A 16511-nucleotide genomic window follows, 5' to 3' on the forward strand; every position below is an offset into this window, starting at 1 on the left:
GCGGGTGCAGAGGTGGGGCGGCCAAGCGGCGATCTCCTGGCGCTCCGCGGGGTCTCGAAGCGCTTTCCGAAGGGCGTTGCCGCCGTCGAGGATGTCAGCCTCGACGTCGCGGAGGGCGACTTCCTGGCGCTGCTCGGCCCCTCCGGCTGCGGCAAGTCCACCCTGCTCCGCATGGTCGCGGGACTGACCGGGCCCAGCGCCGGCCGCCTCGACTGGGGGCGCGACGCAAGCCGCGAGATCGGCTTCGTCTTCCAGGAGCCGACGCTGATGCCCTGGGCGACCGCGCTGCGCAACGTCGCCCTGCCGCTGGAACTGGCCGGCGTCCCGCACGCCGAAGCCGGGCGCCGCGCGCGGGAATGGCTCGCACGCGTGGAGCTTTCGGGCTTCGAGGAGGCCTATCCCCGCGCCCTCTCCGGCGGCATGCGCATGCGCGTCTCCATCGCCCGGGCGCTGGTCACGCGGCCGCGCCTGCTGCTGATGGACGAGCCCTTCGCGGCGCTGGACGAGATCACTCGCTTCCGCCTCAACGCCGACCTGCTGAAGCTCTGGCAGGAGGAGCGCTTCACCGCGATCTTCGTGACGCATTCGGTCTTCGAGAGCGTCTACCTGGCCGAGCGCATCCTGGTGATGACGCCTCGCCCGGGCCGCATCGCCGCCGAGCTGCGCGTCCCGCCGGAGGACCGCGCCACGCCGGACTTCCGCACCTCCGCGGTCTATGCCGCGCATTGCCGCGCCGTCTCGCAGGCCCTGGGCGGCGCCATGGCGGCATGAGCCTCGCGCTGCGCGTCCTCGCGCCGCTGGTCGTCGGCCTGCTGGTGCTGGGCGGGTGGGAATGGGGCGTGCGCCATTACGCGGTCCCGCCCTATATCCTGCCCGGCCCGATGCTGATCGTGCGGACGCTGGGGCAGGACTGGGGCACGCTGGCGCCCTCGCTGCTCGTCACCATGCGGATCACCTTCCTGGCGCTCCTCGTGGCGGCCACGCTGGGCCTGCTGCTCGCCATCCTCTTCGCGCAGTCGCGCGTGATCGAGATGTCGCTCTTCCCCTATGCGGTGGTGCTCCAGGTGACGCCGATCGTGGCCATCGCGCCGCTCATCATCGTCTGGGCCGACGACCTGACGCTGGCCCTGCTGATCTGCGCCTGGATCGTCGCCTTCTTCCCGATCCTGTCCAATACGGCGCAGGGGCTGAACAGCGTCGATCCCAACCTGCGCGACCTCTTCCGCCTCTACCGCGCGAGCCGCTGGCAGGTGCTGTGGCGCCTGCAGCTGCCGAGCGCCCTGCCCTATTTCCTCGCCGGGCTGCGCATTTCGGGCGGGCTGTCGCTGATCGGAGCGATCGTCGCGGAATTCGTGGCGGGCACGGGCGGGGCGTCCTCGGGCCTGGCCTCGCGCATCCTGGAAGCCGGCTACCAGCTCCAGATCCCCCGCATGTTCGCGGCGCTGGTGCTGGTCTCCGGCTTCGGCATCCTGATCTTCGGGGCGCTCACGCTGCTCTCGCACCTGCTGCTGCGGCGCTGGCATCAGCCCTGAATGGGGAGCGCGGCCTGCTCGCGGCCGGACCAGTAGGTCACGCGGACATGGGCGCGGCCCGTCGCCGCCAGCTCCCGCGCGAGGCGCACGGCCAGCGCGTGGCCCGCGGCCTCATGCGCGGCCGCCGCCGCCTCGTCCCAGAGCGCGGGGCCGCCCGGATCGTCCCAATCCATCGCGTCGTCGTATTGCGCCGCCCAAAGGCAGAGATCGCTGCCCAGGCTCCAGGAAAGCCCGAAGCCATGCGGATAGACGGGCTCCTGTATATCGCCCGAGGCGACCCAGAGCGGATCGGTCCCGGCCTCGGCCATGAGCCTGACCGCCGTCGCCTCGCGCGTCGTCCGCCGCGGCCAGGGCACGGGCTCGAACACGATCCGGCCGGGCGGCATGCGCTCCGCGAGCCGCTCGAAGATGGGCCGGCCGGCGGCCTCCAGGCGGGCCGCGCCGTCCGGCAACAGGAAACGGCGCCTCTCGGGATCGTCCGGATCGGCCAGCTCGACGAAGAGGCGCTGCCAGGCCTCGATCGCCTCATCGTCCTCCCAGGGCAGCAGGTCGCCGGGCAGCCGGCCCCAGATGGGCTGGCGCGTGCGCGCGTCGAAAAAGGCCCCCTCGTTCCAGGAGGGCGAGAGGATGAGCGGCGTGGCGCGCAGGCGCTCCTCGATCTCCTCGTCATGCTGGACGGCCAGTTCCTCGCTCGACGGCGCGGGCAGGCTCGCCACCCTCTGCATGCTCCGGACGAGACGCAGCCCATGGCCGACCAGGCCGGCCGCCAGCAGCGCCACCAGCGCCGGCACCGGCCAGGGCTCGTCGCGCAGCGGGCGCAGCACGCCGCTCCAGCCGGCCAGCGCGACCAGGGCCGTGGCGGCGAGATAGAGCCAGAAGGCGCGCCAGGTCTGCCCACGGCCCGGCTCCTCCGGCGGATCGAAGGGATCGAAGACGCGCGGGGCCAGCACGAAAAGATAGAGCGCGTAGATCCCCGCCGAGACGAGCATGAGCGGCAGCGCCAGGTCGAGCAGCGCCATCAACGCCAGGCCGGCCACGCCCACCAGCATGAGCTGCGACGCCAGGAACCAGGCGCGCCGCGTCTCGGCCTGCGTCTCGCGCGGGTCGGGCCGCGCAATGGCCGCGAGCGCCTGCGTCAGCAGCATGTCCGTGGCCTGCCGCCGCAGGCCGAACAGCGCCCCCAGGGCGTAGAAGGCGCCCAGCAGGCGGAGCGCGAGGCCCGCCGCGGCGGTCAGCTCTTCGGTGGGCATGGTCGTGTCACAGCGCCGGCGTCACCTCGAAGGGCTTCTCCGCGAGGAAGCCGGCCGCGGCCCGCAGCACCAGCGAATCGGCGAGGCGCGGGCCGGCGAGCTGGAGGCCGACGGGCAGCCCCTCGGCACCGAAGCCGCAGGGCACGGAAATCGCGGGGCCGTGCGAAAGATCGAAGGGGTAGGAGAACTCCGCCCAGACCAGCCAGTCCCATTCATGCTGCGGCCAATGCGGCGGGCGCTGCAGCCCGACCGGGAAGGCCGCCACCGAGGCGGAAGGCGTGGCCAGTAGGTCGAAGCCCGCCTCGGCGAACCAGGAATTCACCGCCGCGGCATAGGCGAAGCGGCGGCCCATGGCCGCATGCGCCTGCTCCAGCGTGTGGTCCTTGTAAGCCCGTGTGCAGGCCACCATGCCCGGATCCATCCGGGCCTCGTCCTCGGGGCTCTTCGCCAGGAAGGCCTTGTAGGCGCCGCCCCACATGTCGCGCTCCAGCGCCGTGCCGGCCGTGCCCCAGGGCGGGGTGACGTGCTCGACCCTCGCGCCGCCGCGGACCAGCGCCTCCAGGCTCGCCTCCACGGCCGCCGCCACGTCCGGATCCACGTGGGCATGGCCGAGATCGGGGCTGTAGGCGATGCGGAGGCCCTTCAGGCCGCCCTCGGGCACCTCCGGCGGGAAGGTCTCGCCCAGCGTCATGATGTCGAGCGGATCGGGCCCGGCCATGACGGAAAACATCAGCGCCGCATCCTCGATGCTGCGCGTGATCGGCCCCGCATGCGAGAGCAGGCCATTATTGGGCACCGGGACATAGGGCACGCGGCCGTCGGCTTGAAGCCCACCACCCCGCAGAAATGCGCCGGTAGCCGGATGGAGCCCGCGCCGTCCGTACCAAGATGCAGCGGCCCGCAGCCCGCCCCGCAGAGCGCGGCCGCGCCCGACGAGGAGCCACCGGCCGTGCGCCCATGCATCCAGGGATTGTGCGTGGCGCCCGTGAGCGGGCCGTGGCTCACCGCCGTCCAGCCATGCTCGGTCAGGGTGGTCTTGCCGAGGAGGATGGCGCCGGCCGCGCGTAGCCGTGCGACGAGGGGAGCGTCCGCCGATGCCGGCGCCTCGCTGGAGAGCCGCGTTCCGCGCCGCGTCGGCAGGCCCTTCACGTCCTGCACGTCCTTGATGGTGACGGGGACGCCGTGCAGGACGCCCTGAGCCTCGCCGCGCATCACCGCCGCCTCGGCCGCCCGGGCCTGGGCCATGGCGCCGTCCGCGTCGAGCGTCACGAAGGCGTTCAGCGCGGGGTTCTTCGCCGCGATCCGGTCCAGGACCGCCTGGGTGATCTCCACGGGCGAGGCGCGCCTGGCGCGCACCATCGCCGCCAACTCGACCGCCGAGGCGGTGGCCAGATCAGCTGTCGCCATATGTTGTCTTGTAGCTCTCGGACATGATCTCATCGAGCCTACGGCCCGGCGTAAAACCCGCAAGGCCTTCCGGATAGGGAACGCCCGCGGGCATGCGCGGGCAGTCCTCCGGCGCGCCGATCACCTGCGTCACCGGGAAGCGCGTGGCGTAGATCGGCAGGGCATAGTCCTCCTCCTCGTCGCCAATGCCCTTGCTGCGGATCTTGCCGGAGGCCTGATCGATGTTCATGCCGACGACCATCGTCGCCTTCAGCTCCAGCGCCGTGCTGGGGCGCAGCTCGGCGTTCCGGCCCGGGTAGAAGCGGTCGATCATGAGGTCGAGCAGCTTCGCCTTCTCGTCCAGGTCGTCGATGATATGCGCGTTGCCGAAGCACATGGCCGAGCGGTAGTCGACCGAGTGATTGAAGCCGCAGCGCGCGAGGACAAGACTGTCCAGATGCGTGACGGTGACGCAGACCGGCACGCCCGGCTTCTGCGTGCGCAGCATCCGGCTCGCCGAGGAGCCGTGCCAGTAGAGGTGATTGCCCTCGCGCCAGAAGGCGGTCGGCGTGCAATAGGGCTGGCCGTCGATGACGTAGGAGATGTGGCAGAGCATAGCCGCATCCAGGATCTCGTAGACCGACCTGAAGTCGTGCCGGCCGCGCTCGTGCAGGCGGCGAACCTTGTTGCGTTCGGTGACGGGGTAGCTGTCGACGACCTCGGACATGGCGGACATCCTGGTGAAGGGAATGGATGGCGCAGCGTGGCAGACGCATTGGTCCGTCGCGAGGACCAATTTACCCGATGTCCTCTGGTCCATTTTCCGATCGGTGCTAGGCTGCCCCATGGCCGACCTCTCCGACCTGCTGCTGCTCGCCATCGAGCGCGCGAACGGCACGCCCCTCCTGCGCCAGGTCTATCTGGAGCTGCGCCGGGCAATCCTGGGCGGCACGTTGCCGCCGGGCGCGCGGCTGCCCGCCACGCGCGCCCTGGCGCAGCGGCTCGGCATCGCGCGCAACACCGTCGTCGCGGCCTATGAGCAGCTCCTGGCCGAGGGGTTCATCGAGGGCCGTGTCGGCGCCGGCAGCTATGTCTCCCGCGACCTTCCGCAAGGCCTCGAACGGCCCGCCGCCGCGCGCGCCCGCCCGGCGACGCCCGAGCCCGTGCCGTTCAACCTCCCCAACATGGTCCAGCCGGGCGCGCAGCCCTTCAACACCGGCCGCGTCGCCTGGGACGAGGCCACAGCCCGCATCTGGCGCCAGCTCACCCTGCGGCGGCTGCAATCGCCCGATCCCGACATGCTGGGCTATGGCGACCCCCGAGGCTCGCTGGCGCTCCGCGAGGCCATCGCGAATTATCTCGGCGCCGCGCGCGCGGTGCGCTGCACGCCGGACCAGGTGATCGTCACCTCCGGCGCGCAGCAGGCCATCGACCTCGTGCGCAAGGTGGTGGTGGCGCCAGGCGACCCGGTCTGGATCGAGGACCCCTGCTACCCTGCCCTGCGCGCCGCCATGGCCGCGGCGGGCGCGAGGATCGTTCCCGTGCCGGTGGATGCCCAGGGGCTGATCGTGGGCGAAGGGATCGCCGCCTCGCCGAACGCACGGCTCGCCTATGTCACGCCCTCCTCGCAATACCCCATGGGCGTGGTGCTCTCGATGGCGCGGCGCATGGAGCTGCTGGCCTGGGCGCGGCGCGCCGGCGCCTGGATCGTCGAGGACGATTACGACAGCGAGTTCCGCTACGCCGGCCGCCCCCTGGCCGCGCTGCAGGGCGTGGATGACGGCGGGCGGGTGATCTATATCGGCACCTTCAGCAAGGTGCTCTTCCCGGGCCTGCGGCTCGGCTATGCGGTGCTGCCGCCGGAGCTGCTGGGGCCGGTGCAGTCGGCGCGGCTGCTCTCCGACTGGCACCCTCCCGTCTTCCAGGAAGGCGTGGTCACGGATTTTCTCGCGGAGGGGCATTTCGGCCAGCACCTGCGGCGCATGCGCCAGCGCTACCGGCTGGCGCGGGACGCGCTGGTCGAGGCGCTGCGGGACTCCTGCGGACGCTTCCTGGAGGTCGAGGCGCCGGATCAGGGCCTCAAGCTGCTCGCGCGGCTGAAGCCGGGATGGCTCGACACCGAGGTCTCGGCGGCGGCGGAGCGGGCGGGCGTGATCGCGCGGCCGGTCAGTCCGATGTTCCTGGCGGAGCGGCCGATCCAGGCGCTCATGCTCGGATTCTCAGGACACGAGCCGGGGGCGTTGCGGTGGGCATCCACAGTGCTGTCGAACGCGATGCAGCAGACCCCTGAATTTTTCTAGGGAATATAGAACGAGCCATCTACTCTCATTCAAATGGAATGATTGGATTGGCCATGGATGACATTTGCGTTCCGATTGTTTTCGTCGAATACATAATTTCAGTACCTTCTGCGAAAGTAGACTTACCGAAATTCGTCAACAGGCTGGGCATAGATGATTTTTCCACGCCTGACAAACTGTCAGACCTCGGGCATGCGGGCTGCCTGATCATCCAGGGCAAGACAGGCGGAACACGATACTATGAGTATGGGCGATATGATTCGGCCGCGAAGGGCGTGGCCCGCCGGAAGAGCGTTCCCGACCTCAAGCTGGATCGGTCGGGCGGACCTGTCTGGTCGACCTTGAAGAGCGTAATGCACGCCGTTTCCCAGAAGGCGGGGCATGGTGGGTCGATCAGCGCCGCGTGGATCGCGGCGCCTGGGAAATTCGGCGACATGCAGAAATACGCAGACGATCGCATCAAGCAGAACTCCGTATCGACGCGGGAGTCCTACGGATTTTTCACGAATTCCTGCCTGCATCTGATGAAGGGTACGATGGAAGCCGCCGGAATCGACACGCCCATCCTGGTCAATCCAAGTCCAGTCTCGTACATCGCGGAAATCCGCGACGATTTCCCTCAGCTCGATTACAATCCGCGGACCAAAGTCCTGAAGCTCGACAGTAAGCCGCTGTAGAATGGCTGCGCCTCAACGCCCCGTCAGAATCCGCTCGACCAGCTGCTTCACAGTCGGCACGAAGCCGTTGGAATAGAAGGGGTCCGAACCGAAGCGATAGGCATTGTGCCCGGCGAACATCAGGTTGTTCTCCAGGCTACCGTCATGCGCGATGTCCTGCAGCGTCTTCTGGATGCAGAAGCTGCGCGGATCGGCCTTCTTGCCCGTGCTGAACTCCGGCCCATGCTGCGTCCAGTTGCTGAAGCGGCACTGGCTGAGGCAGCCCATGCAGTCCACCTGGTCCTTCACGATCTCGCGCGCATTCTCGGGCGTCACGAAGACCAGCGTGGAATCCGGCGTGCGCAGCGCCTCGCTGAAGCCATGGCCGGTCCAGGCCACGGCGTGCTCGCGGTCGGCCGGCGTCAGCCACACCGGGCGCTTGCGCGGGCCCACGCCGAACTCGGCCGTGTGCTCGCCGATCGGCTCGCTGGTATAGGCCACCTGGCGCTCGCTACGCGCCTCCAGGTCCTGCAGGAACTCGTTGCGGACGGCGGAGGAATAGAAGCCCGTCGGCGAGAAGGGCTGCAGCAGCACGTCGCCGGCCTTGAGGCCGGTCAGCCGCTGCTTCCAGGCCTCGCTGACCGGGCTCTCCTTGGTCAGCAGGGGACGCGTGCCGAACTGGAAGGCGATGGGGCCGAGCTCGGGATTGTCGATCCAGTCGTCCCATTCCTCCAGCCACCAGACGCCGCCGGCCATGATGATCGGCGTGTCGTCCAGGCCGAAGGCGCGCATCTGCTCGCGCAGCTTGCGGACGCGGTCATAGGGAGCTTCCGGCCGCTTCGGGTCCTCGCCGTTGGACAGGCCGTTATGGCCGCCGGCCAGCCAGGGATCCTCGTAGACCACGCCGCCCAGCCAGTCGCTGACCTTGGAGTAGCTGCGCTTCCACAGCGCGCTGAAGGCGCGGGCGGAGCTGACAATGGGGTAGTAGTGCACGCCGAACTCGCGCGCGATTTCGGACAGGCGATAGGGCATGCCGGCGCCGCAGGTGATGCCGTTGATGAGGCCGCGGGCCCCCTCCAGCACGCCACGGATCACGCGCTCGGCGCCGCCCATCTCCCAGAGGATATTGGCGTGGATGCGGGCATTCTTGCCGCCGACCTCGCGGGCCTCGCGCGCCTGGGCGATGCCGCCGGCGATGCCGTAGGCCACGAGTTCCTCATGGCGATCGACGCGCGTCCGGCCGGTATAGATCTGCCGGACGGTCCGGCCCTCGGCGTCGTAGCTGTCGGCATTGACGGCGGAGAAGGTGCCGACGCCGCCGGCGGCGGCCCAGGCCCCGGCGGTCAGGCCGTTGCTGACGGCGACGCCCTTGCCGCCTTCCACGAGGGGAAGAACGTCCACGCCGCCCATGCGGATGGTATTGATAGCCTTCACTTCCGCGTCGTCCCCGCCGTCCATATTTCAGGATGTGACACTAGCATGAAAACACCCGGTGCCATCGGGCGCCGGGTGGATATGGGGATTTTCGGCCGGGATGCAAAGTTCCCGGCCGATTGTGCCGGATCAGTCGCGGCGGGGACGGCGCTCCCGGCCGCCACGGTCGTCGCGGTCGCGGCGGGGACGGTCCTCGCCCTCACCCTCGGCGCGGGGGCGGCGCTCGCCGACCTGCTCGGTGATGTCCGCGCCCGTGGCCTGGTCGACCACGCGCATGGACAGCTTCACCTTGCCGCGGTCGTCGAAGCCGATGACCTTGACCTTCACCGCGTCGCCGTCCTTGACGATGTCGGTGGTCTTGTTCACGCGGTCGTTGGCCAGCTCGGAGATGTGGACGAGACCGTCCTTGGCGCCGAGGAAGTTCACGAAGGCGCCGAATTCGGCGGTTTTCACCACTTTGCCGTTGTAGATGGCGCCGATCTCGGCCTCGGCCGTGATGCCCTTGATGCGGTCGATCGCGGCCTGGGTCGCCTCGGGGTTGGTCGACGCGATCTTGATCGTGCCGTCATCCTCGATGTCGATCTTCGTGCCGGTCTGCTCGACGATCTCGCGGATCACCTTGCCGCCCGTGCCGATGACTTCGCGGATCTTGTCCTTGGGCACATTGATCACGGTGATGCGCGGCGCGGTGGCCGCCATCTCGCCGCGGGCGCCGCTGATGGCCTTGGCCATCTCGCCGAGGATGTGGAAGCGGCCATCCTTGGCCTGGCCCAGCGCCGTCTTCATGATGTCGAAGGTGATGGACGTGATCTTGATGTCCATCTGCAGCGCGGTGATGCCGGCTTCCGTGCCCGCCACCTTGAAGTCCATGTCGCCGAGGTGATCCTCGTCGCCCAGGATGTCGGAGAGCACCGCGAAGCCGCGGTCCTCCTTGATCAGGCCCATGGCGATGCCGGCCACCGGACGGAGCAGCGGGCAGCCGCTGTCCATCAGCGAGAGCGAGGTGCCGCAGACCGTCGCCATCGACGACGAGCCGTTGGACTCCGTGATCTCGGACACGACGCGCATCGTGTACGGGAACTTCTCCTTCTCCGGCAGGACCGGGTGGATCGCGCGCCAGGCCAGCTTGCCGTGGCCGATCTCACGACGGCCCGGCGAGCCCATGCGGCCGGTCTCGTTCACCGAGTAGGGAGGGAAGTTGTAGTGCAGCATGAAGTTCTCGCGGTACTCGCCCGCGAGGGCGTCGATGACCTGCTCGTCCTGGCCCGTGCCCAGGGTCGCGACGCAGAGGGCCTGCGTCTCGCCACGGGTGAACAGCGCGGAGCCATGGGCGCGCGGCAGCACGCCGACCTCGGCGAGGATCGGGCGGACCGTCTTGGTGTCGCGGCCGTCGATGCGCAGGCCGGTGTCCAGGATCGCGTTGCGGACCACATCCGCCTCGAGCTCCTTCATCATGCCCTTGGCGGCGCCCACGTCGGCACCCTCGGACTCCAGGGTCGCGAGCACGGCCTTCTTGGCGGCGCCAACGGCCTTCTGGCGCGAAAGCTTCTCGGTGATCTTATACGCTTCACCGACCGAGGCCGTGCCGAGCTCGGCGATGCGGGCCTTCAGGGTCGCCAGGGCCGGATCGGCCTCGGCCACATCCCAGGGCTCCTTCGCGGCCACTTCGGCCAAGGCGATGATGCCCTGGATGACGGCCTGGAACTGCTGGTGGCCGAATTCGACGGCGCCGAGCATCACCTCCTCAGAGAGCTCCTTCGCCTCGGACTCCACCATCAGCACGCCCTCGGCGGTGCCGGCGACGACGAGGTCGAGATCGCTCAGCTTGCGCTGCGCGGCGGTCGGGTTCAGCACGTACTCGCCGCCGATGTAGCCGACGCGCGCGCCGCCCACCGGGCCGAAGAAGGGAATGCCCGAGAGCGTCAGCGCCGCCGAGCAGCCGACCAGCGCCACGATGTCGGGATCGTTCTCGAGATCATGGCTGAGAACGGTCGCGATGACCTGCACCTCGTTGCGGAAGCCCTCGGGGAAGAGCGGGCGCAGCGGGCGGTCGATGAGGCGCGAGATCAGCGTCTCGCTCTCGGAGGGACGGCCCTCCCGCTTGAAGAAGCCGCCGGGGATCTTCCCGGCCGCGAAGGCCTTTTCCTGGTAGTTGACCGTCAGCGGGAAGAAGTCCTGGCCCGGCTTCACGTTGCGGGCGCCAACCACGGTGCAGAGCACGATAGTGTCGCCCAGGCGAGCCATGACGGCGCCGTCGGCCTGACGGGCGACCTTGCCGGTCTCCAGCGTCAGGATCTGACCGCCCCAGGCGATATCCTTGCGGAAGTAGTTGTCGAACATGCGTCGTCCTTCTCGCCCCGCATCGGTGCGGGGACTTCTGGTACGCATGCGGCAGGTGTGACAGCCGTCCGCGGAAAAGGCCCTTGTGGGAGGGAGGCTTTCGGCGCTTCGGGGAACATGGGGGCCGGGGTTCCCCCGCGGCAAGCCATGTGGCCGGAAACGCCGCCAGACCCGTCTTCCATTCGGGGGGATCGGAGGCTCTGACAACCCACCGCTGCGCGCGTGGTTGAGCCGGCCCGGGCAGACCCGGGGACCGGCTGGGCGGCCTTATGGACCGGATGGCCGGGGAATGCCAGCGCGAATCACGGCCGCCGGATGGGGGCGTGCAGGCGATCCTCGGTCGTGTCGATCACGAAGGGGAACCACCGGCCGGGCCGGGGCAGCAGGGTCGCGGTCGAGACCCTGCCCCGCGCGAGATACCGGCTCTGCCGCGCGCCGCGCAGCGCCCGCCCGTCCAGCCGGTGCCGGCCGGGGCTGAACAGTCCCAGCGTCTCCACATGGAGTTCGTCGCCGAGCCGGCGCATCGAGATCACGTAGACGCGCCGATACGTATCGAGCAGCAGCGCGAACGCGCCGATTACGAGTGCCAGGCCGGCGAAGCTTTCCACGTCGTTACCCCGATCCGACCCGGTCGCGTGAATCAGAAGGGCCCCGGCCGCGAAGAAAGCGACCAGGGCCCAGAAGCCGAGACACAGACAGCGCAGGCGCCAGGAGCGGCTGTTCCGGTAGAGCGGAACGCCCCCGGCCGCCATCGCCCTTAGAGCTTTTTCCGTTCGAATAGGCTCACTCAAAAGCTCTAACTTTTTGTTTTCGAGCATCTTCACCCGATCATGCGAAGCAGCATGTTCGGGATCTGCCCTAGCGGCGCAGGCCGAGCTTGGCGATCAGCGCGTCGTAGCGCGCCTTATCCTTGCGCTTCACATAGTCGAGCAGGCCACGGCGCTGGCCGACCAGGACCAGCAGGCCACGGCGGCTATGGAAATCCTTGGCGTGGGTCTTCAGGTGCTCGGTGAGGTTCGAGATGCGCTCGGAGAGCAGGGCGACCTGCACTTCGGGGCTGCCGGTGTCGCCCGGCTTCTTGGCATGCTCGGTGATGAGCGCCTGGCGGCGCTCCGCGGTGATCGACATCGTGAGATCCTTCGGGTTGGCCGCGGGTGCGGCTGAGAGATGAACCGATCCGTTGGTCTAGGCCGGCTTTCTCAAGCCGGGGCCATCAACCGCTCGGGCCGCAGCATCCCCTCCTCGAGGCGACACAACCCGACGAACCGCTCCCCTGCCATCACGCGGACCAGGCCCCCATCGGGGCTGGCCTCGGATGGAACCCGGCCCATCAGATCCACGAGGCTCAAAGCCTGGCCGAAACTGAGGCGGGCGGCCTCCCCTTCCACGACGGCCAGTGCCGGGATGTCGGCCAGCGCGGTCGTCAGGGGCAGAAGGAGGTCCAGCGAAGGGGGAGGCGTATCGCCTGTAACGACGATCCTGTCCAGGGCCACGCCGTCCGATTCCTGGAAGGGTCCGACCCGCGTGCGGCGCAGGGCGACGATATGGCCGACGGCCCCGGTGGCGCGGGCGACGTCGCGGGCCAGCGAGCGCATGTAGACGCCCTTGCCGGACTGGACCTCGAACTCGGCCGTGTCGGCGTCGGGCCGAGCGATGAGTTCGAAGCGATCGACGCGCGCCGGGCGCGCCTCCAGCTCGACCACCTGCCCGTCGCGCGCCAGATCGTAGGCGCGCTCGCCATTCACCTTGATGGCCGAATAGATGGGCGGAACCTGCATGATGTCGCCGGTGAAGGCGGGCAGCGCGGCGCGGATGGCCTCGTCCGTTGGGCGGACATCGCTGGTCTCGATCACGGCGCCGTCGGCGTCGTCGCTGTCGCGCGCCTCGCCGAAGCGCAGCGTGAAGCGATAGACCTTGGTACCGTCCATGACATAGGGAACGGTTTTGGTGGCATGGCCGAAGGCGATGGGCAGCAGGCCCGTGGCCAGCGGGTCGAGCGTGCCGCCATGCCCCGCCTTCTGCGCGTCATAGGCGCGCTTCACCTTGTTCACGACGTCGGTGCTGCCGATGCCGCTGGGCTTGTCGATGATGAGCCAGCCGTCGATCTCGCGACCGCGGGGCTTCTTGCGGAAGTTGCGTGCCATGTCTGGTGAAGTCGGTCCGATTTGCAGCGCGGGTTCTACGCGGTTGAGCCAGGAGGGGTAGGGCTTTCGCTCAACTCTCTTCCTTCTTTTCGTCGGTCTTGAGATCCCGCACCACCTCCGGCTGCTTCATCAGCACGTCCATCTTCATGGCGTAGTCGAGCGCCTCGTCCGGCTGGAAATGCAGCGCTGGCGCGAATTTCAGCCGCACCGACTTGGCCACCTGCCCCCGCAGGAAGGCGCTGGCCCGCTTCAGCGCCGCAAACTGCTCCGGCGGCACGTCGCGGCCTAGGCCGCTGATGAAGGCCGTCATGTGCTTGAGGTCCGGGCTCGCCCGCACCTCCGTCACGGTGATCCGCGCATTGGCGAGGTCGGGGTCGCGGAAATCCCCCCGCTCGAAGACGGCCGCCAGCGCGTGGCGCACCTCTTCCGAAACGCGGAGCTGGCGCTGCGAGGGCGCGCCGGGCGGGGTGTCGTGCTGACGCTTGGCCATGGCCTTACCTCATGGCGCCCCCGAAAGAACGGGCACCCAATTCAGGGAATCCGGCGGCAAAGCCGCCGGCGCCGCCCACTCCACCTTGCGGCCCGGCGCGCCAGGGGCGCGGCGGAGCCAAGCCGCCGGAGGCGGCGCCCGGCGCCTGAGGGCAAAAAAGACTCGCCGCGGCTATGCCGCGGCGACCGTCTCCGTCTCGAAGCACTCGATCTGGTCGCCGACGCGGATGTCGTCATAGTTCTTGAAGCCCATGCCGCATTCGTAGCCATTGGTGACCTCGCGGACATCGTCCTTGAAGCGGCGCAGCGTGCCGAGCTCGCCCTCGTGGATCACGACGCCCTCGCGGATGAGGCGCACGCCGCAGCCGCGCTTCACCACGCCCTCGGTCACGCGGCAACCCGCCACATTGCCGAGGCGCTTGACCTCGAAGACCTGCAGGATGGTCGCGTAGCCGATGAAGTTCTCGCGCTGGACCGGCGCCAGGCGGGACTTGAAGATCGCCTCGATGTCGTCCGACACCTGGTAGATGATCGAATAGTAGCGGATGTCCACGCCGTCGCGCTGCGCCATCTCGCGGGCCTGCGTCGTGGCGCGGACGTTGAAGGCCACGACTACGGCGTTGGACGCCTTGGCGAGCTGGATGTCGCTCTCGGTGATCTGGCCGACCGCCGAGTGCAGCACGCGCACGCGCACCTCCTCGTTGCCGAGCTTGCCGAGGGTGACGTTGATCGCCTCCGCCGAGCCCTGCACGTCCGCCTTGACGACGACCGCCACTTCCTTCTGCTCGCCGGCCTGGATCCGGGCCAGCATCTCGTTGAGCGAGCCGCGGTTGGCGCCCAGCAGCGCCGCCGCCTTGTCGCGCGCCCGCCGCTGGCGGAACTCGCTGACCTCGCGCGCCTTGGATTCGCTCTCGACGGCGACGAAGTTCTCGCCGGCCGAGGGCACGCCCGAAAGGCCCAAGATCTCCACCGGGAAGGACGGGCCGGCCGCCTTGATCTGCGCGCCGCGATTGTCCACCAGCGCGCGCACGCGGCCCCATTCGGAGCCGGCGACCACGATGTCGCCCTGGTTTAGCGTGCCGTTCTGCACGAGCACCGTCGCCACCGGGCCGCGGCCGCGATCGAGCTTGCTCTCGATCACGGTGCCCTCGCCCGAGCGGTCCGGATTGGCGCGCAGGTCGAGGATCTCGGCCTGGAGGATGATGGCCTCCAGAAGCTTGTCGAGGTTCGTGCCCTTGGTGGCCGAGACCTGGATCTCCTGCGTGTCGCCGCCCAGACTTTCCACCACGATCTCGTGCTGCAGAAGCTCCTGCCGCACGCGATCCAGGTTGATGCCCGGCTTGTCGATCTTGTTCACCGCCACGATCAGCGGCACGTCCGCGGCGCGGGCGTGCTTGATGGCCTCGATGGTCTGCGGCATCACGCCGTCATCGGCCGCCACCACCAGCACCACCATGTCGGTGACGCCGGCGCCGCGGGCACGCATCGCCGTGAAGGCCTCATGGCCCGGCGTGTCGATGAAGGTGACCTTCCCCGACGCGGTCTCGACCTGATAGGCGCCGATATGCTGGGTGATGCCGCCCGCCTCGCGCGCCGCCACGTCCGTCTTGCGGAGGGCGTCGAGCAGGCTCGTCTTGCCGTGGTCGACATGGCCCATGATGGTGACGACGGGCGGGCGCGGCTGCAGCGCCTCGTCCTCGTCGACCATGCCCTCGAGGCCCATTTCCACGTCGTCTTCCGCCACGCGCTTCACGCGATGGCCGAATTCCTGCGCGACCAGTTCGGCCGTGTCGGCGTCGATGCTCTGGGTCAGAGTCGCCATCACGCCCATGCGGAACAGCGCCTTCACCACCTCGCCGCCGCGGGCGGCCATGCGGTTGGCCAGCTCCTGGACGGTGATGGTCTCGGGGATGACCACGTCGCGGACGACGCGCTCCTGGCCGGCACGGAGGCGGGCCAGCTCCTGCTGGCGCCGCTCGCGCTCGCGGGCACGGCGGACCGAGGCCATCGAGCGGCTGCGCTCGTCCTCGCCATCCATCGCGGCGGCCACGTCGATGCGGCCGCTGGCGTCGCGGCGGCCGCCGGCCAGCGGGGTTTTCTTCACAGGCGCCGGCATCGGGCGCTTCACGCCGCCGGGCGACGTGAAGCCACCGGGACGGCGCGCGGGGCCGCGGCGGTCGTCCTCCTCTTCGCCGCGGGCGCGCGGGTTGAGCGAGAGCCTGGCCGACGGCGCGGAAGGCGACGACGGCGGATTGGACGGCCGAACGGCGGGCCCCTGCGTCGCGCGGGCCGCAAGCGGCGTCACGCGGGGCGCGGCGGGGCGGGGCGCCTCCTGGGGAGCGGCCGGACGCGGCGCGGGCGCCGGAGCCGCGGCAGGAGCGACAGCAGCCGGAGCCGGCTGGGGAGCGGCGGCCGGAGCCGGGGCCGCGCGGGCGGCCTCGCGCTCGGCGCGCTTGGCCTCCTGCTCGGCGGCGCGGGCGTTGGCCTCGTCCTCCTCACGCTGGCGAGATTCGTCCTCGGCACGGCGGGCGGCCTCCTCGGCGGCGCTGCGCACCATGAGGGCCTGCTGCTCGCGCTGCTCGCGTTCGCGCTGGGCCTCGAGGCGGCGGTTCTCCTCGAGCACGCGCTGGCGCGTGGCGAGTTCGCTCGCGGTCAGCGGCCGGCCGGCGCTGGGCGCCGGCCCGCGCGAGGGAGCCGCGCCGGGCTTTGCCGGGCCACCGGGCGCGGCCGGGCGCTGCGGCGCACCGGGGCGCGCCGGCGGCGTGGGGGCACGCAGCGTCGCGGGCGGCGTGCCGGGCACCGTGGCGCGCTTCTTCACGACCTCGACCTGGACCACCTTCGAGCGCCCATGGCTGAAGCTCTGCCGGACGCTTCCGGCGTCGACAGTCTTCCCCAGCTCCAAGCGGCCCGCGGGGCGGAGGCTCAACCGGCTCTTCGCCGCATCCTGATCGTTCTGGTCGCTCATTCGCCGTTCCGAAAC

General features: G+C 69.7%; 13 protein-coding genes and 1 pseudogene. 4 read left to right on the forward strand and 10 right to left on the reverse strand.

Features of this window, described 5'->3' with window-relative positions:
- The first annotated feature begins 12 nt into the window (after window positions 1-12).
- Together EJV46_RS14835 and EJV46_RS14840 are read left to right on the forward strand one after the other, a co-directional pair.
- A complete protein-coding gene (locus EJV46_RS14835) occupies window positions 13-771 on the forward strand; it encodes an ABC transporter ATP-binding protein (RefSeq protein WP_240782573.1) in 759 nt (252 codons plus the stop codon).
- Entirely contained in the window at window positions 768-1532 is a 765-nt protein-coding gene (locus EJV46_RS14840) for an ABC transporter permease (RefSeq protein ID WP_131549478.1), read from the forward strand. Before EJV46_RS14835 ends, EJV46_RS14840 begins: the two co-directional genes overlap by 4 nt.
- On the opposite strand, the gene EJV46_RS14845 is transcribed toward EJV46_RS14840, so the two are convergent.
- The 3 genes and pseudogenes from EJV46_RS14845 to EJV46_RS14855 form a co-directional block, all read right to left on the reverse strand.
- Window positions 1523-2782 (reverse strand): hypothetical protein, encoded by a 1260-nt coding sequence (locus EJV46_RS14845; RefSeq protein ID WP_131549479.1) that lies wholly within the window; start codon window positions 2780-2782, stop codon window positions 1523-1525. The two genes, EJV46_RS14840 and EJV46_RS14845, sit on opposite strands and share 10 nt — an antisense overlap.
- 7 nt (window positions 2783-2789) lie before the next feature.
- Window positions 2790-4222, reverse strand: a pseudogene (locus EJV46_RS23540) (amidase family protein).
- On the reverse strand, window positions 4176-4895 hold the full coding sequence (locus tag EJV46_RS14855; RefSeq protein WP_131549480.1) for a pyridoxamine 5'-phosphate oxidase family protein: 720 nt from the start codon (window positions 4893-4895) through the stop codon (window positions 4176-4178). The pseudogene EJV46_RS23540 and the gene EJV46_RS14855 overlap by 47 nt, the downstream one beginning before the upstream one ends.
- A gap of 118 nt (window positions 4896-5013) precedes the next feature.
- On the opposite strand from EJV46_RS14855, the gene EJV46_RS14860 reads away from it, so the two are divergent.
- Both EJV46_RS14860 and EJV46_RS14865 read left to right on the forward strand, forming a co-directional pair.
- Entirely contained in the window at window positions 5014-6468 is a 1455-nt protein-coding gene (locus tag EJV46_RS14860; protein WP_131549481.1) for a PLP-dependent aminotransferase family protein, read from the forward strand.
- Between the two features lie 53 nt (window positions 6469-6521).
- Window positions 6522-7145 (forward strand): hypothetical protein, encoded by a 624-nt coding sequence (locus EJV46_RS14865; protein WP_131549482.1) that lies wholly within the window; start codon window positions 6522-6524, stop codon window positions 7143-7145.
- A gap of 12 nt (window positions 7146-7157) precedes the next feature.
- Here EJV46_RS14865 and EJV46_RS14870 read toward each other — a convergent pair whose 3' ends face one another.
- The 7 genes from EJV46_RS14870 to infB all read right to left on the reverse strand — a co-directional run bounded on the left by EJV46_RS14870 (window position 7158) and on the right by infB (window position 16496).
- Window positions 7158-8558 (reverse strand): nitronate monooxygenase family protein, encoded by a 1401-nt coding sequence (locus EJV46_RS14870; protein WP_131549483.1) that lies wholly within the window; start codon window positions 8556-8558, stop codon window positions 7158-7160.
- Window positions 8559-8687: 129 nt separating this feature from the next.
- The gene (gene pnp, locus EJV46_RS14875) at window positions 8688-10898 is read right to left on the reverse strand and encodes a polyribonucleotide nucleotidyltransferase (protein ID WP_131549484.1); all 2211 of its coding nucleotides are present in this window, start codon (window positions 10896-10898) and stop codon (window positions 8688-8690) included.
- A gap of 302 nt (window positions 10899-11200) precedes the next feature.
- A complete protein-coding gene (locus EJV46_RS14880) occupies window positions 11201-11716 on the reverse strand; it encodes a hypothetical protein (protein ID WP_165585559.1) in 516 nt (171 codons plus the stop codon).
- Window positions 11717-11756: 40 nt separating this feature from the next.
- Window positions 11757-12026 carry a 30S ribosomal protein S15 gene (gene rpsO, locus EJV46_RS14885; RefSeq protein WP_131549486.1) on the reverse strand — a complete coding sequence of 90 codons (270 nt, stop codon included), beginning with the start codon at window positions 12024-12026 and terminating at the stop codon, window positions 11757-11759.
- Between the two features lie 71 nt (window positions 12027-12097).
- Window positions 12098-13042, reverse strand: a complete 945-nt coding sequence (truB, locus tag EJV46_RS14890) for a tRNA pseudouridine(55) synthase TruB (protein WP_131549487.1) — start codon at window positions 13040-13042, stop codon at window positions 12098-12100.
- A gap of 70 nt (window positions 13043-13112) precedes the next feature.
- Window positions 13113-13532, reverse strand: a complete 420-nt coding sequence (rbfA, locus tag EJV46_RS14895; RefSeq protein ID WP_131549488.1) for a 30S ribosome-binding factor RbfA — start codon at window positions 13530-13532, stop codon at window positions 13113-13115.
- A gap of 171 nt (window positions 13533-13703) precedes the next feature.
- Window positions 13704-16496 (reverse strand): translation initiation factor IF-2, encoded by a 2793-nt coding sequence (infB, locus tag EJV46_RS14900; RefSeq protein WP_131549489.1) that lies wholly within the window; start codon window positions 16494-16496, stop codon window positions 13704-13706.
- Between the last annotated feature and the right edge of the window lie 15 nt (window positions 16497-16511).

This window comes from Roseococcus sp. SYP-B2431, assembly GCF_004336745.1.
Lineage (GTDB): Bacteria > Pseudomonadota > Alphaproteobacteria > Acetobacterales > Acetobacteraceae > Roseococcus.